18 protein-coding genes are annotated in these 21892 nt (G+C 59.2%); 9 read left to right on the top strand and 9 right to left on the bottom strand.

Translation table 11 applies throughout. The features are described from left to right. The 3 genes from AAAB35_RS08720 to AAAB35_RS08710 all read left to right on the top strand — a co-directional run. A partial coding sequence (locus tag AAAB35_RS08720) for an ASKHA domain-containing protein (RefSeq protein ID WP_340667851.1) occupies positions 1-1628 on the top strand: 1628 nt, incomplete at its 5' end. Between the two features lie 76 nt (positions 1629-1704). Continuing rightward, the gene (locus AAAB35_RS08715) at positions 1705-2619 is read left to right on the top strand and encodes an ROK family protein (protein ID WP_340667849.1); all 915 of its coding nucleotides are present in this window, start codon (positions 1705-1707) and stop codon (positions 2617-2619) included. Next, complete coding sequence (locus tag AAAB35_RS08710) at positions 2616-3338, top strand: copper homeostasis protein CutC (RefSeq protein WP_340667847.1); 723 nt, start codon at positions 2616-2618, stop codon at positions 3336-3338. The genes AAAB35_RS08715 and AAAB35_RS08710 overlap by 4 nt, the downstream gene beginning before the upstream one ends. Here the strand turns inward: AAAB35_RS08710 and AAAB35_RS08705 are convergent. Then, positions 3335-4237 (bottom strand): LysR family transcriptional regulator, encoded by a 903-nt coding sequence (locus AAAB35_RS08705; protein WP_340667844.1) that lies wholly within the window; start codon positions 4235-4237, stop codon positions 3335-3337. The two genes, AAAB35_RS08710 and AAAB35_RS08705, sit on opposite strands and share 4 nt — an antisense overlap. 141 nt (positions 4238-4378) lie before the next feature. Here AAAB35_RS08705 and AAAB35_RS08700 point away from each other — a divergent pair, with 141 nt between their 5' ends. Next, entirely contained in the window at positions 4379-4636 is a 258-nt protein-coding gene (locus AAAB35_RS08700) for a hypothetical protein (protein WP_340667842.1), read from the top strand. Positions 4637-4854: 218 nt separating this feature from the next. Beyond that, positions 4855-5853 (top strand): GlxA family transcriptional regulator, encoded by a 999-nt coding sequence (locus AAAB35_RS08695; RefSeq protein WP_340667840.1) that lies wholly within the window; start codon positions 4855-4857, stop codon positions 5851-5853. A 16-nt stretch (positions 5854-5869) separates the two neighbouring features. Here the strand turns inward: AAAB35_RS08695 and AAAB35_RS08690 are convergent, their stop codons facing one another. The 4 genes from AAAB35_RS08690 to AAAB35_RS08675 form a co-directional block, all read right to left on the bottom strand. After that, positions 5870-6673, bottom strand: coding sequence for a DUF1194 domain-containing protein (locus AAAB35_RS08690; RefSeq protein WP_340667838.1), 804 nt, complete (start codon positions 6671-6673; stop codon positions 5870-5872). 188 nt (positions 6674-6861) lie between these two features. Further along, entirely contained in the window at positions 6862-9378 is a 2517-nt protein-coding gene (locus tag AAAB35_RS08685; protein ID WP_340667836.1) for an FAD-dependent oxidoreductase, read from the bottom strand. 272 nt (positions 9379-9650) lie between these two features. Continuing rightward, the gene (locus tag AAAB35_RS08680) at positions 9651-9914 is read right to left on the bottom strand and encodes a hypothetical protein (protein ID WP_340667834.1); all 264 of its coding nucleotides are present in this window, start codon (positions 9912-9914) and stop codon (positions 9651-9653) included. 126 nt (positions 9915-10040) lie between these two features. Continuing rightward, a complete protein-coding gene (locus AAAB35_RS08675) occupies positions 10041-12491 on the bottom strand; it encodes a mechanosensitive ion channel family protein (RefSeq protein WP_340667832.1) in 2451 nt (816 codons plus the stop codon). A 323-nt stretch (positions 12492-12814) separates the two neighbouring features. Between AAAB35_RS08675 and AAAB35_RS08670 the strand changes: the two genes are divergently transcribed. Genes AAAB35_RS08670 through AAAB35_RS08660 form a run of 3 tightly spaced genes read left to right on the top strand, consistent with a single transcriptional unit; the run spans position 12815 to position 16666 of the window. Further along, positions 12815-13102: a sarcosine oxidase subunit delta gene (locus AAAB35_RS08670; RefSeq protein ID WP_340667830.1), complete on the top strand. Its 288-nt coding sequence runs from the start codon at positions 12815-12817 to the stop codon at positions 13100-13102. After that, positions 13099-16086, top strand: coding sequence for a sarcosine oxidase subunit alpha family protein (locus tag AAAB35_RS08665; protein ID WP_340667828.1), 2988 nt, complete (start codon positions 13099-13101; stop codon positions 16084-16086). Before AAAB35_RS08670 ends, AAAB35_RS08665 begins: the two co-directional genes overlap by 4 nt. Continuing rightward, the gene (locus AAAB35_RS08660) at positions 16079-16666 is read left to right on the top strand and encodes a sarcosine oxidase subunit gamma family protein (RefSeq protein ID WP_340667826.1); all 588 of its coding nucleotides are present in this window, start codon (positions 16079-16081) and stop codon (positions 16664-16666) included. Before AAAB35_RS08665 ends, AAAB35_RS08660 begins: the two co-directional genes overlap by 8 nt. A gap of 3 nt (positions 16667-16669) precedes the next feature. Here AAAB35_RS08660 and AAAB35_RS08655 read toward each other — a convergent pair whose 3' ends face one another. The 4 genes from AAAB35_RS08655 to AAAB35_RS08640 all read right to left on the bottom strand — a co-directional run bounded on the left by AAAB35_RS08655 (position 16670) and on the right by AAAB35_RS08640 (position 21258). After that, entirely contained in the window at positions 16670-17878 is a 1209-nt protein-coding gene (locus AAAB35_RS08655; RefSeq protein ID WP_340667825.1) for an FAD-dependent oxidoreductase, read from the bottom strand. A 62-nt stretch (positions 17879-17940) separates the two neighbouring features. Continuing rightward, on the bottom strand, positions 17941-19266 hold the full coding sequence (guaD, locus tag AAAB35_RS08650; protein ID WP_340667824.1) for a guanine deaminase: 1326 nt from the start codon (positions 19264-19266) through the stop codon (positions 17941-17943). Further along, on the bottom strand, positions 19263-20492 hold the full coding sequence (locus AAAB35_RS08645) for a urate hydroxylase PuuD (RefSeq protein WP_340667823.1): 1230 nt from the start codon (positions 20490-20492) through the stop codon (positions 19263-19265). The genes guaD and AAAB35_RS08645 overlap by 4 nt, the downstream gene beginning before the upstream one ends. Positions 20493-20547: 55 nt before the next feature. After that, the gene (locus tag AAAB35_RS08640) at positions 20548-21258 is read right to left on the bottom strand and encodes a 2OG-Fe(II) oxygenase (protein WP_340667821.1); all 711 of its coding nucleotides are present in this window, start codon (positions 21256-21258) and stop codon (positions 20548-20550) included. Positions 21259-21455: 197 nt separating this feature from the next. Here AAAB35_RS08640 and AAAB35_RS08635 point away from each other — a divergent pair, with 197 nt between their 5' ends. After that, the gene (locus AAAB35_RS08635) at positions 21456-21884 is read left to right on the top strand and encodes a hypothetical protein (RefSeq protein WP_340667819.1); all 429 of its coding nucleotides are present in this window, start codon (positions 21456-21458) and stop codon (positions 21882-21884) included. Positions 21885-21892: the final 8 nt, after the last annotated feature.

Below are 21892 nucleotides of genomic sequence, written 5' to 3'. Positions count from 1 at the left end.
TGCACAAGCCGCTTGGCGATCTCGACCGGCTGAAAGCAGTGCTGGAAAAAGACTGGGGCTGGAAGGACCTGCTCATTGCACCGCATCTGATCCCCCAGATTCAGGGCATTTTGCGCAAAGGCAACTGGGGCGTGACTGCCGCTATCCATCGCGACATGGATTCCTCGCGACCCTTTATCATCGGCTTGTATCCAGGCTTGAAGAACGAAGCCTACGGCATAGCGTGCGACATCGGCTCGACGACCATCGCCATGCATCTGGTCTCGCTGCTGTCTGGCCGCATCGCGGCGTCCTCCGGTACATCGAACCCGCAAATCCGCTTTGGCGAAGACCTGATGAGTCGCGTCTCTTACGTGATGATGAATCCCGACGGCCGCGAGGCGATGACCAAGGCGGTCCGCGAGGCCGTGAACAGGCTGATCGGCAAGGTCTGCGAAGAGGGCAATGTCGACCGTCACGATATCTTTGACTGCGTCTTTGTCGGAAATCCGATCATGCATCACCTGTTCCTGGGTATCGATCCGACCGAACTCGGGCAGGCGCCGTTTGCGCTCGCCGTCTCCGGACCACTGCAGTACTGGGCGCATGAGATCGATATCGAGGTCGCCCGAGGCGCACGCCTCTATATGCTGCCCTGCATTGCCGGCCATGTCGGCGCCGATGCAGCGGGTGCCACGCTCTCGGAAGGCCCCTACCGGCAGGACAAGATGATGCTGCTCGTCGATGTCGGCACCAACGCCGAGATCGTGCTCGGCAACAGCACCCGCGTGGTCGCAGCCTCCTCGCCGACCGGCCCCGCCTTTGAAGGCGCCGAAATTTCCTCAGGACAACGCGCTGCCCCGGGCGCCATCGAGCGCGTACGCATCGACCCGCAGACCCTCGAGCCGAAGTTCCGTGTCATCGGCGTCGACAAATGGTCCGACGAGGACGGATTCGCGGAAGCCGCCAAGGCGACTGGGGTCACCGGGATCTGCGGCTCGGCGATTATCGAGGTCGTCGCGGAGATGTATCTCTCGGGCATTATTTCGGAAGACGGCGTTGTTGATGGCACGATGGCTGAGCGGAGCCCGCGCATCATCGCCAACGGCCGTACTTTCTCCTACCTCCTGCATGATGGCGAACCGCGCCTTACCGTCACACAGAACGATATCCGGGCCATTCAACTCGCCAAGGCCGCCCTTTATGCCGGCGTAAAGCTTCTGATGGAAAAGCAGGGCGTCGAGACGGTCGACACGATTCGTTTCGCCGGCGCGTTCGGCTCTTTCATCGATCCGAAATATGCCATGGTACTCGGCCTCATTCCCGACTGCGAGTTGTCCGAGGTGAAGGCCGTGGGCAACGCCGCCGGAACGGGCGCGCTTATGGCGCTGCTCAACCGCAACCATCGTCGCGAGATAGAAACGGAAGTTGCCCGAATCGAGAAGATCGAGACTGCGCTGGAGGCGAACTTCCAGCAGCTTTTTGTCAATGCGATGGCACTCCCCAACAAGGTCGACCCCTTCCCGAAACTGTCGCAGGCCGTAACGCTGCCCCCACGCAAGAATGTCAGCGAAGATGGGATTGCCGGAGATTCGGCACCGCGCAGGCGCTCGCGAGAGGACCGCGCCGCAAGGCGCAACCGCCAATAGGGCGTCAGCCGCTTTGTCCTCGCCGGGTTTTCCGCTATCAAGCGTCGATGATGATTGATTCCAGAAGTGAATTCCCATGCTAGCCTGTTTCGATATTGGTGGATCGGCGATCAAGGGCGCAATCGCTTATTCGCCCGAAGATATAAGGCCGCTACCCAAGGTTCCGACGCCGCTCCACGATTTCGATGCGTTTGCGGCGGCAATCGCCAAGATCGCGGCCGATGGCGGCGCCGATCCGAAGAGCTTGATCGCCATTTCCATCGCCGGGGTTGTCGACGCCGATACGGGCAGGATCACCTGCGCCAACATTCCTTGTGTTCACCAGCGTAGACTCGAATCAGATCTCAGCGAGAAATTGCAGAGGCGCGTTCTCATCGCCAACGATGCCGATTGTTTCGCGCTCTCGGAAGCGGTCGTCGGCGCAGGTCGCGGCCACCGCGTCGTCTTCGGCGTTATCCTTGGCACCGGCGTTGGCGGCGGCATCGTCATCAACGGCAAGATTCACGAGGGCGCCGGCGGCTTCGCCGGCGAGTGGGGCCACGGACCCGTGTCCGCGACCCTCGCCGGCAACCCGCCTGTTGCCATTCCCCGCTTTACCTGCGGTTGCGGACAGGTCGGGTGCATCGACGCGGTGGGCGCCGCGCGCGGCATGGAAAAACTCCATGCCCATCTTCATGGCGTGAATCTGCCGAGTACGGAGATCATCGCGGCATGGAACGCGGGCGACGCTGCGGCGGAGCGCACGATCGATTGCTATATTGATATCGTCAGCGGCCCGCTGGCGATGACGCTCAATGTCGTCGGGGCGTCTATCGTCCCCGTCGGTGGCGGGCTTGCCAATTCGGTCCCGCTGATCCACCGCCTGGACGAAGCCGTCCGCGCCCGCATCCTGCGGAAAACCGACAAGCCTCTGGTCGTCCCCGGGGAACTGAAGATTGAGCCCGGCCTGATTGGGGCTGGCGTGCTAGGGTTAATGGAAGCTGCCAAATGAGTGTTCTTCTGGAAATTTGCGTTGACAGCCCAGAGGGACTGGCGGCGGCTATAGCCGGTGGTGCCGATCGCGTGGAACTGTGTTCGGCGCTCGAACTCGGCGGGCTCACGCCGACTCCCGGCCTCATCGGACAAGCCGCCGTTGCTCGAATTCCCGTCTATGCGATGATCCGCCCACGGCCCGGAAACTTCGTTTTTGGCGAAGGTGATATTGACGCCATGCTGCGTGAGATCGATGCAGTCCGCAGCGCCGGTTTGGCGGGCGTCGTCTTCGGTGCCAACTACGCCGACGGCACGCTCAACCATACGACGCTTGAACGCCTGCTGCGCCAGTGCCATGGAATCGGCGTTACATTGCACCGCGCCTTCGACCTCGTTCCAGATCTCGATGAAGCCATCGACACGGCCATTGGACTCGGTTTCGAACGCATCCTCACCTCGGGCCGCGCCCTCACCTGCATCGACGGCATAGACGATCTGGAACGTACTTTCGAACGGGCCGCGGGCCGGATCAAGGTCATGCCCGGCTCCGGCGTCAACATCAGCAATGTCGAAACGCTTCTGAAGCGTATTCCGTTTGCGGAAATTCACTCGTCTGGCTCGACGGATGCACCGCCGGTCAGCGAAGGGGCGCGGCGCCTCGGCTTCGAGACGCCTACGCAGAAGATGACGAGTGTCGAGCGAGTACGCGCGCTCAAGGAATATTGCCGTCGGGCCTAGAGCCTGCCGGTCCTTTCATAGCCCTCGAAATAGACCCGCAAGTGCTGGGCCACCGCTTTCACGTGCGCCCCCGCATTCTTGGCGACGAGCATGCCGAGCCTGGATTCACCAAGTGGCGGCAGGCCGTGTTCCGCGCCGAGTTGGACCATATTGTCGTCGAGCAGGAACTTTGAGAACGGCGCCACGGCGAGATCGGCAAGAATGGCGGCGCGCTGGCCCATCGTATGGGCGCTCATATAGGCAACGCGATAATCCCTGCCCGCGCCTTCGAGCGCGCTGATCGCATTGGCACGCCAGATGCAGCCCTCTTCCCACATCGAAAGCGGCAGCGGATTACGCTCATGCGCCGTTCCGCACTTCGCGCCGGCCCAGATGATTTCCTCGGTCATCAGGATTTCAACTTCATCGACCTTGGCGAGCGTTTCATTGACGTTGACCAGCGTTACATCGAGGCGCTGCTCGTCAAGCCGCTTGCGCAGGCTGTTGCTCTGGTCGATCACCACGTCAACCGTCACGTCCGGATGGGTTTCGGCAAAGCGCTTCAGAACGAATGGAAGGACGCGCTCGCCAATATCGTCCGGCGCGCCAAGGCGTACGACACCCGATACGGTCGGCGCGATGAACTTTGCAACCGTCTCGCGATTGAGCGCCAGCATGCGCCGGGCATAGCCGAGCAGGACTTCGCCGCTCGGCGTCAATTTGACTGAACGCGCATCGCGCTCGAGCAGCACGTGGCCAAGGGTTTCTTCAAGCTTCTTGATCTGCATCGAGACGGCTGAGGGTGTTCGAAACACCGCATTGGCCGCGCTCGAAAAACTCCCCGTCTCCGCGATCATGGCGAAAGTGCGCAACACATCGAGATCCAGGATCGGGATGGGATGATGCATGGGTGCTGACATGTCGCCAAATCCTCCATCAATTTTTCTGAAACATAGTGTTCCGTAATTTCGTTTGATTGAACATCAACTCAGGCAGATAGTCAAGATCATTGAACCGGACGGCATTGAAATTGCCACCGTATTCGACAAAGGAGAAGAAAAATGGCTACCTGTGACGACCTTTATCACCGCGATTCCAGCATTACGGAACGCATCGCATCGATCTTCAGCGACCAGTTGAATCGCTGGGCCGAAAGCCTAAACAGAACTCGCCAGCTCGTTGCTCGCCGCCGCCAGCTGCGCGAAACAGAATTGGCACTTGATTCGCTCCCCGATGACATTCGTTGCGACATCGGCTGGCCGGACCTCTATGAGCGACAGATCAAGGAATATAACGAACTCAGGCCTTCCCGGCGTTAAATCATGAGATCCACCTTTCGAGGGAGCAGATAACGGCCTGTCTGCTCCCTTTCATTATATGTGATGCCTGCGCTTTTGCGACACAGGCGCTGACCCTTCCATTTAGAATAATTCTATGGTTCTATCTGAAAAAAAGCTAAAAGACCGCGCCTGTGATTTGAAGTTGCTACTTCAGTTGCGACATGGCCTTGAAGCCAATGACGGGAACATAGAATCACATGGATCATGTCGGTCTCACCAAACGGTCTTTCGTATTTTTCCTCGTACCGAATTTTTCGATGATCGCATTTGCGACGGCGATCGAGCCCCTGCGCATTGCCAATCGAATGCTTGGGTACGAAGCCTATCGCTGGCGCCTCGCCTCGGTCGACGGCAAGCCGGTGACGGCGTCCAACGGCGTTGAATGTGCCGTCTCATCATCGCTGGAAGATGAGCGCCGCTACCTGACGGGCGAAGAACGGCCGTCGATGGTCTTCGTATGTTCGGGGGTTCATGTCGAGAAATTCCACAACAAATCGGTGTTTGCTTGGCTGCGCGAAGAGTTCAACCGCGGCGTTGCCGTGGGTGGTCTTTGCACCGGCGCGCACATTCTCGCGGCCGCCGGCCTTCTCTCCGGCAAGCGCTGCGCCATTCATTGGGAAAACCTTCCAGGCTTTGCTGAATCGTTTCCAAAGGCGGACGTTTATGCGGATCTCTTCGAAGTCGACGGCAACATCTATACCTGCGCCGGTGGTACTGCTGCACTTGATATGATGCTCAAGCTGATCGGCGATGATTTCGGCGACAATATCGTCAACCGCGTCTGCGAGCAGGCGTTGACCGATCGGGTCCGCAGCCCGCATGATCGCCAGCGGTTGCCGCTGCGCGCGCGTCTCGGCGTCCAGAATTCAAAGGTTCTGACAATCATCGAACTCATGGAAGCGCGCCTGTCCGAGCCCTTGTCGCTGATCGAGATTGCTGACCATGTCGGTTTGTCACGCCGGCAGATCGAACGGCTGTTCCGCCAGGAAATGGGACGCTCCCCGGCTCGCTACTATCTCGAGATTCGCCTCGATCGCGCTCGCCATCTGCTGATCCAGTCGTCGATGCCGATTGTCGAGGTCGCCGTGGCGTGCGGCTTCGTATCCGCCTCGCACTTCTCAAAATGCTACCGCGAACTTTATGGCCGGTCGCCGCAGCAGGAACGCGCGGACCGCAAGCAATTGATGGCAGCCTAGGGCTTGATGATCCGGTCTACCGGGATTCCCAATCCTGCATGCGCCGTTGCCATATCCGTTCGCCGGAAAGGCAGTCATACATGAGCTTGTCCTGGGCGAGGATAATGGGCAGGTTTCCTGCGTCGCGCCAATCGGCCTTTTGAACTGTTGGCGTTTTGCCCGCGAGTTCGAGGACCAGCTTGCGGCGGACCGCCTCGGGAAACTGATCCCACGAATTGACCGGGATCATGAAGGCGCCAGGACCGCCGATCACGCAATTGCTGTAGTAAATGTCGAGATCGGCGACGGCCCAATCGGAATAGAAGTCGCCGCGCGTCATGAGCGGCAGTCCATTGACGATAATACCGTTGGCAACCGCCTCGTCGCGCGCGTCGGCGACCGGGCGGCCATTATTATTCGCACCATCGCCGGAAATATCGATGACCTTGCGCATGCCCTTGAAGCCGTTGTTGTCGAAGAGAGAACTGCTGAAATCGATAGCACCTGAAATCGATGTGCGGCTCTGGGTCGATGGAATGGGTTGGTCGAGCGCATTTGCCAGCTTTTCCGAGGCTTCGGCACTGTCAACCAGGGTCCACGGTATGATGACCCGCTGTACCGTAGAGCCGGCCCACTCGACATAGGTGATGGCTACGCGCCCGTTCACCCCTTCGCGAATGGCCTCGATGACTTCCTTGCGCCTGAAGGCGGCGATATATCCCTCGCGTTGAATCTTCTGCTCGAATGGTTCCATGGAGCGAGAGGCATCGACAGCGAGGACGAGTTCGACATCCACATCGAGATCATCCGCGGAAGCACGCGTCGAAGGACTGGCGATCATTGCCGCCAGTAACAGAAAACTGCAGAGAGCTTTCCTTCGCGATGACATGAGCCAAAGTGTAGCGCAAATCGCGGCAACTCAAAGCAACTTCCAGTCTGTTCACATTCTGTTGAACAACCACAGGTTCAAGGCAGAAACGGCGCCCGGGGGGCGCCGCTCGTAAATACTCCGTACTGTCCCAAGGGCGCTTATGCCTTCAGCCTTTCGTTCTCGGTGTCGAACGGGGACTCCGGAATGACGGTTGCCTTATGCATCTTGTCGAGAATTTTGATCTCGAGTTCGGTGCCAAGGGCCGAATGTTCGGGCTTCACCATGGCAAGTGCGAGGCTCTTGCCGAGGCGCCACCCGTAACCACCATGGGTAGCGCGTCCAATGAGTTCGCCTTTCACATAGATCGGCTCGCTGCCGCGCGCGTCGACATCGGAAACGCCCGGCACGTGCACTTCGAGCGTGACGAAGTTCCACTTCAAGCCTTCTTCCCGAGCTTTCACCACAGCCTCGCGGCCGATGAATTCCCCCTTGTTCGGGTGCACGAATCTATCAAGGCCACTCTCGAAAGCATTGTATTCGATGGACAATTCGCGCGGGATCAACCGGTACGATTTTTCCACGGCCATGGCAGTCATCGCACGGATACCGAATGGCTTGATGCCGAATTCGGCGCCGGCCTCGAGCAGAAGATCATAGATGGTATTCTGCTGCTCGATCGGATGATGCAGTTCCCAGCCTAGTTCGCCAACGAAGTTGACGCGCAGCGCATGCGCTGTTGCCCTCCCGATGCTGATCTTCTTGCCGGAAAGCCAGGGGAAGGCCTCGTTGGAAAGATCGGCGCGGGTGAGCTTTTCCAGAACCTGACGGCTCTTCGGGCCAGCGAGAACGAGCACGCCGTACATCTGCGTGATCGGGCGGAGCGTCACTGAGCCATCTTCGGGCAGTAGCTTGTGAAGATAATCGTGGTCGTGGTTCTCATAAGCGCCGGCGGAGACAAGGTAGAACTTGCCGGGCGCCCATTCGTAAACCGTGAATTCGGAGCGAACGCCGCCGCGCTTGGTGAGAAGATGGCAAAGGGCGATGCGGCCCTGTTTCTTCGGGATGCGATTCGCAAGGATCGAGTCGAGCCAGGCCCGTGCACCAGGTCCCGAGACTTCCATCTTGGCGAAAGCCGACATGTCGAGAAGGCCGACGTTTTTGGTAACGTTCTTGATCTCGTTGCCGACATGCTCGAAATAGTTCGAACGGCGGAACGACCAAAGCTCCTTCACCTTGCCTTCCGCGTCCGGCTTCGGGTGGTTCTGGTTCATGAGAACGTCCGGCTTTTCGAGCTTGGCGACATCAAGTCCATAGCCTTCAGGCGCAAACCAGTTTGCCCGCTCCCAGCCATAAACCGTTCCGAACACGGCGCCGAGTTGCTTCTGGCGATCATAGGACGGCGAGCGCTTGAGCGGCCGCGCAGCGACACGCTCTTCGTCCGGATAGTGCACCGAGAAGACCTCGGCATAGGCTTCCTCGTTCTTTTCCTTGAGGTAGCCCTCGGTCGCGTAGGGCCCAAAGCGGCGCGGATCGACGCCCATCATGTCGATGGAGGGTTCGCCCTCGACGATCCACTCGGCAAGTTGCCAGCCAGCGCCGCCAGCGGCGGTGACGCCGAATGAATGGCCCTCGTTGAGCCAGAAATTCTTCAGGCGCGGTGCTGGTCCAATGATCGGTGAGCCGTCGGGAGTATAGGCGATCGCGCCGTTATAGACCTTCTTGATACCGACTTCGGCAAAGGCCGGCACGCGGGCGATGGCAGTTTCTATATGGGCTTCAAGTCGGTCGAGGTCCTCCTGGAAGAGTTCGTACTCGCTCTCGTCGGACGGGCCATCGACATAGCAGACCGGCGCGCCCTTCTCGTAGGGTCCGAGCAGCAGGCCGCCATTCTCCTCGCGCATATACCAGGATGAATCGCTTTCACGCAGGACGCCCATTTCCGGCAAGCCCTTGGCCTTGCGCTCGACAATGGCGGGATGCGGTTCTGTGACGATGTACTGGTGCTCGACGGGGATGACCGGCACATCGAGGCCGACCATCTTGCCGGTCTTGCGGGCGAAATTGCCGGTCGCCGATACGACGTGCTCGGCCGCGATGTCGCCCTTGTCGGTCTTGACCAGCCATTGGCCCGACGGCAATTGCTCGATACCTAGCACGGTCGTGTATCGATAAATCGTCGCGCCGCGATCGCGCGCGCCCTTGGCAAGAGCCTGGGTCAGATCGGCCGGCTGGATATATCCATCGTCCGGGTGCTGGATTGCGCCGAGAATGCCGTCGATCTCGGCCAGCGGCCAGATTTCCTTGACCTGTTGCGGCGTCAACACCTTGACGGGAACACCGATCGTCTCGGCCACGCCGGCGTAATACATATACTCGTCCCAGCGGTCCTTGGTACGGGCGAGACGAATATTGGAGCAGTTGGTGAAGCCGACATTCATGCCGGTCTCTTTCTGCAGTTCCTGGTAGAATTTGACCGAGTATTTGTGGATCTGGCCGACCGAGTAGCTCATGTTGAACAGAGGCAACAGTCCGGCCGCATGCCAGGTAGAGCCCGAAGTAAGCTCCTTGCGCTCGATCAGGACAACGTCGCTCCACCCCTTCTTGGCCAGATGGTAGAGTGTCGAGACACCCACCACACCACCGCCGATAACGACAACACGCGCCTCAGTCTTCATTTCACTTTATCCTTTGGTATGGATCGATGGGGCGAAAAGCTTACGCCGATTTTTTGCACTATGCCGCCCGGCATGTCCATCGCTAAGGCCTGTTTGCGACATGGCGAAAACACGCCGCGACGCGCGGCAAACTGTCGGCGTTTTAGTGCGAGGGGCGCGAAATTTCAGCGCCGGATTTTGCACTAGCCGCAGGCGCCGGCCTGAGAAAGCAAATGCCGGCTGAAAATCAATTCAGCCGGCCACTCATTCCCCCGATATCGCCACGCGCGAGTTTACTTGATCGAGATCTTGCCGCCAGTGATTTCGACGGCCTCGCCGCCTGTCAGCGCCTCGCGATCGCCATTCGGAAAGGTGACGAAACAACCGCCGCTGCAGAATTCTACTGTCTCGCCCGCACCGACCTGAAGCTGGGTCTTTGTGGAGCCCTCGGTCACGACAAGCGTTTGCGCATTCGTGTCATTGTTCTTCACGCTCGCCGCGTAGGCCGAGCCAACGGACATCGCGCCCAGAACAACGGCAATCACAAATTTCTTCATCCTTTACCCGGTGTCTCCACCGCCCCTGTTGCAAGGCCCCGCCTGGCCTTCTTCGATAACAGTTATAGCGGCGTCAAACTGAACGGCAACTGAACATGGGTTGTGGGGCGCGAGCACCCTGCACTTCTATTGCTTGAACTTCTTGGCTTCCGACGCAAGTTCGTCCTTCACGCGCTTCGTCAGGAGTTCGACGATCGAATCGGCATCCTCGAGATGAAGGTTTACGTCGCGTTGCGGGTGCGGGATTTCTATGCCCTCTTCGGCGAAGCGATCGATTATCGCAAAGCGGATTTCGTTCTGGACATTGCCGGAATTGGAGAGATCGGCAAGGTGAACCCTTATCTCGAATTCCATCGTCGAATCGAGAATTGCCTTGAACGCGACAAAGGGTTCGGGATTCTTCAACACCAGCGGATGACTTCGGGAAATCTCCATCAATATGTCATGGACGCGGCGTGGATCGACTTTGTGGGTGACGCCGATCGGGATATCGACGCGACCAAGCTTGTTTCGGTGTGTCCAGTTGCCAACGCTGCCATTGATGAATGACGAGTTCGGAATGATGAGCGACTGACGCTGGAACGTCTCGACCTCAGTTGCACGCACGCTGATCTTCTTGACGATACCGCCCACCCCGCCGGTCTCGATCCAATCGCCAACCTTGAAGGGCCGTTCTGCGAGGAGAATAAGGCCCGAGACGAAATTCGATACGATCGCCTGCATGCCGAAACCGATGCCGAGCGAGAGACCACCGGCAACGAGCGCGAGGCTTGAAAGATTGATGCCGGCCGCCGAAACGCCGATGACGGCGGCAACCCCGAGCCCCAGATAACCGACGGCCGTCCTGATCGAATTGCGCACGCCCGAATCGAGCTTGCCCCGCGCCATCACGCGCGTATCGAGCCAACCTTGAAACCAGCGCGTGAAGAAATAGACCAGCGCGAACAGGAGAACGCCCGTGGCGATGGCGATCAGCGAGATGTTGAAGGAACCGATCTGGAATCCTGTGGCGATGGTCAGGAACCATGCCGACATCTCGCTCCACTGGAAGCCCCAGAGGAGGAGAATGACGGGAATGCCGAGGATGACGACAAAGACGTTGATGACAATGCTGGCAACGAGACCGAGTTGGTCCATCGTCGTTTCATCCAGCCCGAACCGTCTCTGGATGGCTTGGCCGAGCTTGGTGCCGGCCAACGCATTCTCATCCGACACGGCGCGCGCCGTCAGGAACCCGAGATACATCGTCACAAGCACGGCGCCGTTGATGATGATCTGCTGCGACACGAAACGGGCAAGACCGATGTAGCCGAACAGCGCCGCGATGATCGGCACCAATCCAATCGTGAACAGGAATGCTCGCATGGCTCGCGGCCAGGGCTTGATCGCTCCTGTCTCTTCATCCTCAAGTGGCTTCAGAAAAGCCATGGCAATGATAAGTAGCCCGACAAGCATCGTGGCAAAAAGGCTCTTGGCGACGGTAAGCGAAAGCGCCGAAGCTGCGATCTGGTTGATGGTATCGGCGATATAGTCGAGACCGGTGATCATTGCCGTCGCGGTGATCAGAACCATGAGGATTCGGCCCGGTCGCGGCGCAACGCGCACCAGCCGCCAGTTCGGCGCACCCGGGCAGATCACAGCCTGCGCAAGGGCGTGCACGAAGAAGACAATGCCAATTACGCAGAAGAGCATGTAGATCAACGATGCGATATCGGGCCGCATCACATTGAAATACCCGAGAAAAAGGTACGTCGTTGCGAGGAATACGATGACGGTAAGCGACCGCATCAGCGTTGACCAGAAGGCGACAGCTAGACGGCTGAGATAGGAGGGAGCCTCGATGCCGGGATCACGAAAATAGAGATGGCCGATCGTGCGCCGGCCGCCGATCAGCAATACCAGTGCGGCAATGGCGGCGAAGAAGGCCGCAGCCAGCATCGACTGCCATTTGAAGGTGATCACAAAACGCCACCAGGATGCGACGAGGCGGTTCATCGTCGTCAGTTCCTGACCGTAGGCGTCGACGATCTCGCTGCCGAGCGAATAATTGATGTCGACACGCTGTGACAGCGTATTGGTGAAGAGCTCGCGCCGGGCCTCGCCAATGGAATCGATCATCCTGTTGACCTGGATCAACATGTCTTCGGTTTCGCCGAGGACGGTGTTGATTTCGGCTTTTTCCGTCGTCAGCCGCGTGCGCTCGTCGGTGACTATTTGCGCTTCAGGTGGCTGGCCCTGCGGCGGGGGTGGTCCTAATTGATCAAGGCGCGCGTTGATTTCAGTGATACGCGGGCGGAATGACACGCCGATGTCGAGCAGCTTCCTGGATGTCGCTTCAAGATTGAGCCGAATACCTGCAAGGGCCGCATCCGTATCAGCTTTTTGCTTCTGCTGGTCGTAGTCCGAAATTTTCTTCTTCAGCGCATCGATGGCCGGCCGTTGCTCGGCAACGATCCCCGATACGGCATTAGGTTGTGACGCTGGCGCCTCTTGCGCTCCCGCGGCGTGGGGAATGGCGGCCAAAAGCATAACCGCGACAATCATCAATACAAATTGCCGGATGGGACGGGAAATCACGGTGTCATATCCATTTGTGAACTGCCTTCATTGCGCATCTGCACACGGATCTCGGCACAATCAAGGCTCCTCGCGATTTGATTGCACGCAATGGTCGGCGCAGCGATAGTGCCCGCCGTTATCGTGGTGATCGAGTTTTGCTTCGGACAGTAGCATAATCTGGCGAATACCATGAATCGCAGGGGACGCAATTCGATCGTGCATTTTGCCCTAATGCAACGGCACTCGACTTGACCGGTCCCTCCGGTTTCTGCTGGATTGGTCTTTCCGACAACAACTCTGCGATGAACGCCCAAACGATTCGCCTTCGAGACAATGAGATCATGATCATCAAATGCCCCTATTGCGGACCGCGTGACGTTATCGAATTTACCTACCAGGGCGATGCCACGCGAAAGCGTCCGGAACCGTCGTCGAGCGATCGTGAGGCCTGGAATGCCTATGTCTATGACCGGAGCAATCCTTCGGGGTCACATCGCGAGTACTGGCTTCATGGCGGCGGTTGCCGGCAACACCTTGTTATTACCCGCGACATGACCACCCACGCCATTTCGTCCGTTGCGTTCGCACGCGATGCAGTGAGTGGAGCAGCAAGCGGTAGGCGTGCATGACGAGTTCGCGGCTTTCCAAAGGCGGGCGCATCGATCGCTCGAAATCAGTTCGCTTCACCTTTGATGGCAAAGGCTATAGCGGTCATCCCGGCGACACGCTCGCCTCGGCACTCCTTGCCAATGGTGTCACCCTGTTTGGCCGATCATTCAAGTATCACCGGCCGCGTGGTGTCTTTGCCGCCGGGAGCGACGAGCCGAATGCGCTCGTTACGGTGCTTTCTGGTGACGTGCGTGAACCGAATATGCGGGCAACGGAACTTGAGATCCATGACGGACTGGTGACCCAGAGCCAGAACCGCTTTCCCTCGCTCGACCACGATTTCATGGCGATCAACCAGTTGGCCGGGCCGCTTTTTTCAGCCGGCTTTTACTACAAGACTTTTATGGGTCCCGCGATCGGCCCGTTGCGCGGCACGCGGTTCTGGATGTTCTGCGAAAAATTCATTCGCCGCGCCGCCGGGCTTGGCAAGGCGGGAACGGCGCCCGATCCCGATCGCTACGAACGTATGAATGCCTGGTGCGACGTGCTCGTCGTTGGGAGTGGGCCGGCCGGCCTGATCGCGGCGGAAGCGGCAGCCGGCACTGGCGCACGAGTCATCATTGCCGAAGAAAAGCCCTTGCCGGGCGGATCGCTGCTCGCCTCCGCCGAAACAATCGATGGCCGCGATCCTGCCGTTTGGGCGCGCGAAAAGGCAGCGGCGTTGGCAGCGCTTCCAAATGTGCGGTTTCTGACCCGCACCTCGGTGTGGGGCTATTATGACGGCAACGTATTGACGGCCGTGGAGCACGTATCCGACTTCAAACCCAACCGGACGAAGGGGCAGCCGCGCCAGCGGAACTGGATTATTCGCGCCGGCAAGACCATTCTCGCAACCGGCGCCTTCGAACGGCCCATGGTGTTTCCGGGTAATGACTGTCCCGGCGTCATGCTCGCGGACGCCGTGCGCCGCTTCGCCGTTGAATATGGGGTTGCGGCCGGCAGCAATGTCACCCTCTTCACCAATAATGACAGCGCTTATGAGGCTGCACGGGCGCTTACGCTTGTTGGCGTCAACATTGTCGCCATTATCGACGTCCGGTCCGACATATCGGGCACCTGCCGCGATATCGCCAATACTGCGAGCGCAGAGCTTCTTCTCGGCCATGCCGTAACCGGGACACATGCCGGCAAGACCCTTAGTTCTGTCACCGTGCAGCACTTTAACGCCGAAACCGGCCGCGTTTCCGGCACGCCCCGCGAAATCCGCACTGATTGCCTCGGCGTCTCGGGCGGCTGGTCGCCCGCGATCCATCTTGCCAGCCAGGCCGGGGGCAAGCCGGAATGGGACGAGGATTTGCAGGCATTCCTGCCGCCGGAGCCCAACCAGAATTGGGTGGTGACCGGCGCGGCTGCCGGCTATATGGATACGATCAGCGTTCTGTCCGATGCAGCGACCAAGGGTTCGGCCAAGAGCCGGCTCGTCTTACCGTCCGTCGAAGCGCCGATGCTGGATGCATCGCCGGCGCCGGTTTTCCAGATCGAACCCTCGGCAAAATCGCAAAAGGCCTTTGTCGATTTCCAGCACGACGTCACTGCCGACGATATCCGCCTTGCCTATCGCGAAGGTTTTCATTCGGTCGAGCATCTCAAGCGTTATACGACCCTTGGCATGGCAACAGACCAGGGCAAGACCTCGAACGTGCCGGGGCTGGCAATCATGGCGGATGCCCGTGGCATCTCGATTCCCGAGGCGGGGACGACACGCTTCCGCCCACCCTTCACCCCCGTATCGCTGGGTGTATTGGCCGGCGAGCGCTATGGGGATCTGCGTCCGCACCGGCTGACGCCAATGCATGACTGGCACCTCGCAAATAGCGCCAAAATGTATGAAGCCGGTCTCTGGCATCGCCCCATGATCTACGCCAGTCATGGCGAAACCGTCGAGCAGGCCTATGTCCGGGAAGCCCGCGCCGTTCGCCAAAGCGTCGGAATCGTCGATGTCTCGACGCTTGGCAAGATCGATATTCAGGGTCCGGACGCTGCGGAACTCCTCGACCGCGTTTACACCAACATGTTCTCGACCTTGCCGGTCAGCAAGACGCGATATGGTCTGATGCTGCGCGAAGACGGACTTGCCTTTGACGACGGCACGACGTGGCGGCTCGGCGAGACGCAATTCCTGATGACGACGACGACCGCCAACGCTGGTCCGGTCATGCAGCATCTCGAATATTATCTCGATTGCGTCTGGCCGGAATTGCGCGTGCACTTGACCTCGGTATCCGATGTCTGGGCGGGAACCGCCGTAGCCGGGCCGAAGTCCCGCGCCCTGCTCGAAGCCTGCGTCACCGGCACGAAGGTGGATAATGACACGCTACCATTCATGGGTATCGTCCACGGCAGGATCGACGGCGTGCCGGTCATGATCTGCCGCCTCTCCTTTTCGGGCGAGCTCGCCTACGAAGTCTATTGCGGCGCGGGATTCGGGACAAAGGTATGGGAAGCCCTGCTTGCGGTAGGCAAACCGTTCGATGTCATGCCGTACGGCCTCGAGGCACTCGGCACGTTGCGCATCGAGAAAGGCCATGTGACCGGCGCCGAGATCGACGGTCGCGCCAGCGCCCATGACCTCCACCTCGACTGGATGCTGTCCAAGAAAAAACCGTATATCGGCTCGGCCATGATCAACCGGGACGGGCTCAAGGACGAGAACCGGCTTTCTCTTGTAGGCCTCATTTCGCTCGACAATCAGGCGATCACCGGCGGCAGCCACATCGTCACCGATGCGCGGCCACGCGAACCCGCGGACAGTTTCGGCCATGTCACCGCGGCCTGCTATTCGCCTGCCCTCGGCAAATATATCGCGCTCGCGCTCGTCAAGCACGGAACGTCTATGATCGGCAACCGCGCCTTCGCCACGGATTTGCTTCGCGGCAAGCACTGCCCGGTCGAGATCGTCAGCCACCATATGTATGATCCAGAAGGGAGCCGGATGCATGGTTGAGATCCAATCACCACTCGGCGCCGTCTATGTAGCCGGCGATCATGGCAATGCAGCGGGAGGCGTTGGCGTCACTATCCGCGAGCGGACAGGGCTTTCTATCATCCAGATTACCGCCTGGAGCGACAGCATTCCCGATGTGCTGACTGCCATTGGCAGCGCAACGGGCCTTGTCCTGCAGAACAAGCCGGGGCTTGGCCGCGTCGCCGGCGAGAAATCGGTCTTCGGTTTTGCGCCGGGGCGCTACTTCGTCGTCGGCGCGACCCCCGAACTCGAATTGCGCCTGCGCTCGGTCGTTTCTTCCGAGCTTGCCACCCTCATCGATCTCACCCATGGGCGGACAGTCATTCGCGTTGGCGGGCCACGTGCCGAATGGGTGCTGTCGAAGCTCTTTGCCATCGATTTTTCGGAGCATGCCTTTCCGGTCGCCTATGGCCGCGCGACACTGCATCATGACATTCACGCCAACATCCAGCGCATCGACGACGAGACCTTCGACCTCTATGTCTTTCGCACCTTCGCCAGATCGTTCTGGCAGACTCTGGGCCACGCTGCCGAAGAAGTCGGATACCGCGTCGAATGACTACTATTTGAACGCAAAGAGGTCCTCATCGGGATCTCCGGTTCCAGTAATCCGACCACGAATGATCTGCGCCGCGACCATCGAAAATGTAATTCCGTTGCCGCCATATCCGAGCACCGCATAGCAGCGGTTCATCCCGGGAACCGCGCCGATGGACGGCAGACCGGTCGCGCTCGCGCCAAAGCTTCCCGTCCAGGCATAGTCCGCCTCAGCAGTGACACTGGGGAACAGTTTCTTCAGCTTCGCAAGGATCGCTTTCGTTTTTGCGGGCAGCTTGCGATCGCGTTTTTCTTCGTCTTCGAACGCCTCGTCCTCCCCGCCGACTATGATGCGCCCGTCCGCAGTCGTACGCATGTAAAGGTAAGGGTCGGAAGCTTCCCAGATCAGGCAACGTTGCGGCCAAGCCATTTGCTTTTGCGGCACCGTCGCAACGACCCAGGTTGATATGATCGAGTGCCCCTTCTGCGGCACCCGCTTTGGTATTTCATATCCGGTGGCGAATATCAGATGGTTGCAGCGAATGGTCTGGCCGGCCTGCGTCATGGCCGTGACGCTGCGTTCCGCCGGCTCGACGGCTACGATCTCGGCGGGGGCGAAGACTTTCGCTCCCCGCTCGATCGCTACATTCAGATAGCCGACCGCAAGTTTGCGCGGGTTAGCCTCGATATTGTCAAAACTCATCAACGCCGCTTCGCGGTCGATGTTGAATTCCGCCTTGAGTTCTTTGCGATCAAGCAGCCTTGTTTCAAAACCTGCACGTCGGCGGGCGCTGAGTTCCTTGTCCAGCCCCTTCCTGTCTAGGAGGTCGCCCGCGATATAGAGGGAATCGCGATCTTCCATCTCGCAGCCGATCGCCAGCCGGCGTGTGCGCTCTCGCAGCACATCGACGGCAAGCTTGGACCGACGCCATGCCCGCTCGGCATCACCGCCGATCTTTCGTGAAAGGTGATGCAATGGCGTATCGATTTCGAACTGCAGCAAGGCCGTGCTTGCCGGCGTTGATCCCGTTACCGGCTTGCGCCGGTCAAAGATACAAACGCTAAATCCTGCCTCGCTCAGGCTTTCCGCAATGAGTGCGCCGCTGATGCCGGCACCAACGATCACCACGTCCGTCCGCATGTCTTCAAGCACGAGGTTCGTTTCGATGCGGGGCGCCCGTCGGGCGAGCCAGATCGGCTGGCCGGTTCGCAAATCGCGATGTTGTGTGATCATGTGGCTTTCGCGGGCGGGAGGAAGTGACTGCTGCGAAACGGCGTGACGTGGGCTGCGGTTCCCTACACGGTCGATTTGACCAAGGTCGATTTGGCCGGCAGGCCAGCCACATAGACCTCGGCGATCGACCTGTCGTCGCCCATCGTCTGCATGAGGAAAAGTTCCTCCACCAGTGTTTCCACCGTTTCCATGCGAAGACGCATGGCCGGGGTGGCCCGCGCATCGAGTACCACGCAATCGGCCTCGGCGCCCGCCGCAAACGAACCAATAACGCCATCGAGCGAAAGCGCCCGGGCATTGCCGAGCGTCGCCTGATAGAAGGAGCGCAGGGGATGGTAACGCTGGCCCTGTATGTTGAGGATCTTATAGCCTTCGTCGAGCGTACGCAGCATGGAATAGGACGTACCGCCGCCAATATCCGTCGCGATGGCATTGCGAACCGACGGGTCGGAAGAGCGCAGCCGGGCAAGGTCGAACAATCCGCTGCCGATAAAGAGATTGGAGGTCGGGCAGAAGACCGCGACGGAGCCGCTTTCGGCAATGGCACGGATCTCGGCGTCGGTCAGGTGTATACAGTGCCCGAGAAGTGTCTTCTGCCCAAGCAATCCATAGTGTTCATAGACATTCGTGTAGTCGCGGCTCCAAGGAAACAGCTCGGCAACAAATGCAATTTCGGCAGTGTTTTCACATAGATGCGTCTGAATGTGCAGCTCGGGGTGCTCCCGAGCAAGAGTACCACTCATGTCGAGCTGCTCGGGCGTCGAAGTCGGGGCGAAGCGTGGTGTAATGGCATAAAGCTGGCGGCCCTCTCCATGCCATTCAGCGATAAGGGCCTTGCTGTCATCATAGCCGGACTGCGCCGTATCGAGGAGGCCGGGAGGCGCGTTTCGATCCATCATCACCTTCCCCGCCACCATGCGCATGTTTCGCCGGTGCGATTCGGCAAAGAAGGCCTGGACCGATGCCTTGTGCACAGAACAGTAGGCGGCGGCTGTCGTGGTTCCGTGGCGGATCAACTCGTCGAAAAACGCAGATGCGATGCGTTCCGGGTGGCCCTGATTGGAGAATTTCTGTTCCTCGACGAAGGTATATCTGTTGAGCCATTCCAGCAGCGCTCCCGCGTAGGAGCCGATAACCTGCATCTGCGGAAAGTGGATATGCGCATCGATGAATCCGGGCATGATGAGGTGCGGTCGATGATCGATAACCTCGACATTCCGCCCCTCGCCAGTCCAAAGCGCTGAGTAGTCGTCCATCGCCGCGATCTTGCCGTCGCGCAGAAGAAGGCCGCCATCCTCAATATACGTGAACGCATCAGCACTCGCCTCGCCCGCCACAGGCTCATCATGGAACGTCAGAACGCGGCCTCGCAACAAAAGTTCGGTCATTGCGCCGGCTTTCCAGCGGTAGCGTTCCGATACCAGGCGACGATCATGGCGCGCTCGGCGTCGGTGACCTGGGTGACATTGCCGGGAGGCATGGCGTGACTTGCACCGGCCTGGATGTAGATCTCGCTTGCGTGCGTCGCAATCAACCCATCCGTATCGAGCCTCACACCTTTGGGTGGCAGAAGTATACCTTCCCATGAGGGCTCGGCCGCATGGCACATCGAACAACGCCCCATCACCGTGTCTCGCACCTGATCGAAATGCGCTGCCTTGAGGAATGGGTCCGCAGCCCGCGAGAGCTTCGCCTCCCCGGTCAAAGCCTTGGGAACCGTTGAAAGCCAGATGATGACCATGAACAGTATCGTGCTTGCGAGCCACGTCCAATGCGGGTTGCCTGTTCCCGCATGTCGGGAATTGAAGTAGTGGCGGATCAGAACGCCGATGATGAAGATCAGCGACGCGATAACCCAATTGAAAGCAGTTGACGTTGCGAGCGGGTAGTGGTTCGACAGCATCAGGAAGATGACCGGCAGCGTCAGATAGTTGTTATGCGTCGAGCGTTGCTTCGCCTGTTTCCCGAGCTTGGGGTCCGGCGTTTTTCCCGCAATAAGTTCAGCAACGACTTTCTTCTGGTTGGGAATAATCAAGAGAAAGACATTGGCGGACATGATCGTCGCGGTAAACGCGCCGAGATGCAGGAATGCGGCGCGGCCGGTGAAAAGATGCGTATAGCCCCATGCCATGAAGACGATCACGCCATAGAGGATGATCATCAACGCTGTATCGTTCGACGCCAGCGTTGACTTGCACAGGAAGTCGTAGACCAGCCAGCCGACCGAGATCGACGCGAGCGAAATGAGGATCGCAACCGGGGTCGAAACATCGAGCACATTGCGGTCGATAAGATATAGGTCAGCTCCCGCATAGTAGACAACGCAAAGCAGGGCGAAACCGGACAGCCACGTCGCGTAGGATTCCCATTTGAACCAGATGAGGTGCTCGGGCATGTGCGCCGGCGCGACCATGTATTTCTGGATATGGTAGAAGCCGCCGCCGTGCACCTGCCATTCCTCGCCATTCACGCCGGCCGGCAGATTGGCATGGCGGCGGAGCCCGAGATCGAGTGCGATGAAATAGAAGGATGATCCAATCCAGGCTATTGCGGTGATGACGTGCAGCCAGCGCACGGCGAAGTTTAGCCATTCCCAGAAGATCAGATAATCCATCGAGGCCCCACCGAGATTTCCGCGTTACAATGCGGTGGTTCTCGGGCCGATGCAACTACTTCGAATCGTGGAAAATGATGCCGAGGGTGTGGCGTTTGCCGCTGCGCAGCCGGCTAACGCCGTGTCGCATGTTGACCCGGTAATGGCCGCGTGTGCCCTTTACCGGGCGATTGCTCACCGGAAAGATGACCGCATCGCCCTGCCCAAGCGGCACGACTTCGACGCGTGACTGCATGCGCGGCCGCTGCTCGGTCAAAACAAACTCGCCGCCGCTGAAGTCCTCACCCGGGCGTGACAGAAGAAAGGCGACCTGAAGCGGGAAAACATGCTCGCCATAGATGTCCTGGTGCAGGCAATTGTAATCGCCTTCACTGTACTCGAGCAGCAGCGGCGTCGGCCGGTTCTGGCCGGCTGCATGGCACCGTTCGATGAACGCTGCGTGCTCGTCCGGATAACGGACATCGATCCCCATCAGTTCGTTCCAGCGATTGGCCGTCGAAGCAAGGGGCGCGTACAGCGATCGGCGAAGATCACCAATCAGTGACGGCAGCAGATAGCTGAAATATTTGTATTCGCCGCGCCCGAAGCCATGCTTTGCCATGACGATACGCTTACGGAACTGGCTTTCATCGCCGTAGCTCGCGCCAAGCCGTTCGCAATCGCGGCGGGATAGCACACCCTTCAGAATCGCATGGCCGACGTCATCGAGGTTCGTGCCGATCTCGCACCATTGCGTGGTGGACAGGGGAGTTATGCTGTCAGTCATTCGTGCCTCCATGCAACTTTGGATAGGCTAACAGTGCCGTTAATTCGCCCTGGTTCCACCCGTTTCCTGCCCACCGGCGGATTTTTCCGGCCAAATCCGCTCTCCACGACGATTTTAGATGACTCAGCCTGCAAGACTTCATAATACGGAACCAACGAGGCGCATTGCGCCGCGGCAGATTGATATTGGGTAGTGGCATGGATTTGCACGGAAATGGCAAAACAGGAAAGCGCAGCGCTGCTCCGCTCCTGATATCTATTTTCTGGCTTGTGTCGACCATCGGCGCCTCGCTGGGCACCGCCTATCTAACGGGTCCGGAGCGCAATGTTGCCGCGCGGGCAATTGGCTCGGCCGATCCGCACCAGACCCGCGTGGCGCACGAGACCGACAATCACTCGACCCCGGTCGAGCGACCGATGCGCGTTGCTGCACTCGAAGCACTTCATCTGAAGATCAAGAGCGGGCTTCGCGCCGACAGCGGTCCACAGGATGCACTTGTCCCCAACGGCCCGCGGCTTAAACTCGCCGAACAGACCGGTATCAGAATTATTGCGCCAAACGTGGCCCTGATTCTTGGCCACGATGCTCTTTTCAGTGCCCGCGCTCCGCCGCGCGCCATTGGCTGATATCACCA

Origin of the sequence: Phyllobacterium sp. (assembly GCF_037994425.1) — a bacterium.
GTDB lineage: Bacteria > Pseudomonadota > Alphaproteobacteria > Rhizobiales > Rhizobiaceae > Phyllobacterium.
This window is presented reverse-complemented; position numbering and strand designations above follow the sequence as displayed.

Excerpts from the sequence above, each read along its gene's own strand:
- AAAB35_RS08715 (WP_340667849.1), top strand. The coding sequence starts at position 1,705 with ATGCTAGCCTGTTTCGATATTGGTGGATCGGCGATCAAGGGCGCAATC.
- AAAB35_RS08710 (WP_340667847.1), top strand. The coding sequence starts at position 2,616 with ATGAGTGTTCTTCTGGAAATTTGCGTTGACAGCCCAGAGGGACTGGCG.
- AAAB35_RS08705 (WP_340667844.1), bottom strand. The coding sequence starts at position 4,237 with ATGTCAGCACCCATGCATCATCCCATCCCGATCCTGGATCTCGATGTG.
- AAAB35_RS08700 (WP_340667842.1), top strand. The coding sequence starts at position 4,379 with ATGGCTACCTGTGACGACCTTTATCACCGCGATTCCAGCATTACGGAA.
- AAAB35_RS08695 (WP_340667840.1), top strand. The coding sequence starts at position 4,855 with ATGGATCATGTCGGTCTCACCAAACGGTCTTTCGTATTTTTCCTCGTA.
- AAAB35_RS08690 (WP_340667838.1), bottom strand. The coding sequence starts at position 6,673 with ATGATCGCCAGTCCTTCGACGCGTGCTTCCGCGGATGATCTCGATGTG.
- AAAB35_RS08685 (WP_340667836.1), bottom strand. The coding sequence starts at position 9,378 with ATGAAGACTGAGGCGCGTGTTGTCGTTATCGGCGGTGGTGTGGTGGGT.
- AAAB35_RS08680 (WP_340667834.1), bottom strand. The coding sequence starts at position 9,914 with ATGAAGAAATTTGTGATTGCCGTTGTTCTGGGCGCGATGTCCGTTGGC.
- AAAB35_RS08670 (WP_340667830.1), top strand. The coding sequence starts at position 12,815 with ATGATCATCAAATGCCCCTATTGCGGACCGCGTGACGTTATCGAATTT.
- AAAB35_RS08665 (WP_340667828.1), top strand. The coding sequence starts at position 13,099 with ATGACGAGTTCGCGGCTTTCCAAAGGCGGGCGCATCGATCGCTCGAAA.
- AAAB35_RS08660 (WP_340667826.1), top strand. The coding sequence starts at position 16,079 with ATGGTTGAGATCCAATCACCACTCGGCGCCGTCTATGTAGCCGGCGAT.
- AAAB35_RS08655 (WP_340667825.1), bottom strand. The coding sequence starts at position 17,878 with ATGATCACACAACATCGCGATTTGCGAACCGGCCAGCCGATCTGGCTC.
- guaD (WP_340667824.1), bottom strand. The coding sequence starts at position 19,266 with ATGACCGAACTTTTGTTGCGAGGCCGCGTTCTGACGTTCCATGATGAG.
- AAAB35_RS08645 (WP_340667823.1), bottom strand. The coding sequence starts at position 20,492 with ATGGATTATCTGATCTTCTGGGAATGGCTAAACTTCGCCGTGCGCTGG.
- AAAB35_RS08640 (WP_340667821.1), bottom strand. The coding sequence starts at position 21,258 with ATGACTGACAGCATAACTCCCCTGTCCACCACGCAATGGTGCGAGATC.
- AAAB35_RS08635 (WP_340667819.1), top strand. The coding sequence starts at position 21,456 with ATGGATTTGCACGGAAATGGCAAAACAGGAAAGCGCAGCGCTGCTCCG.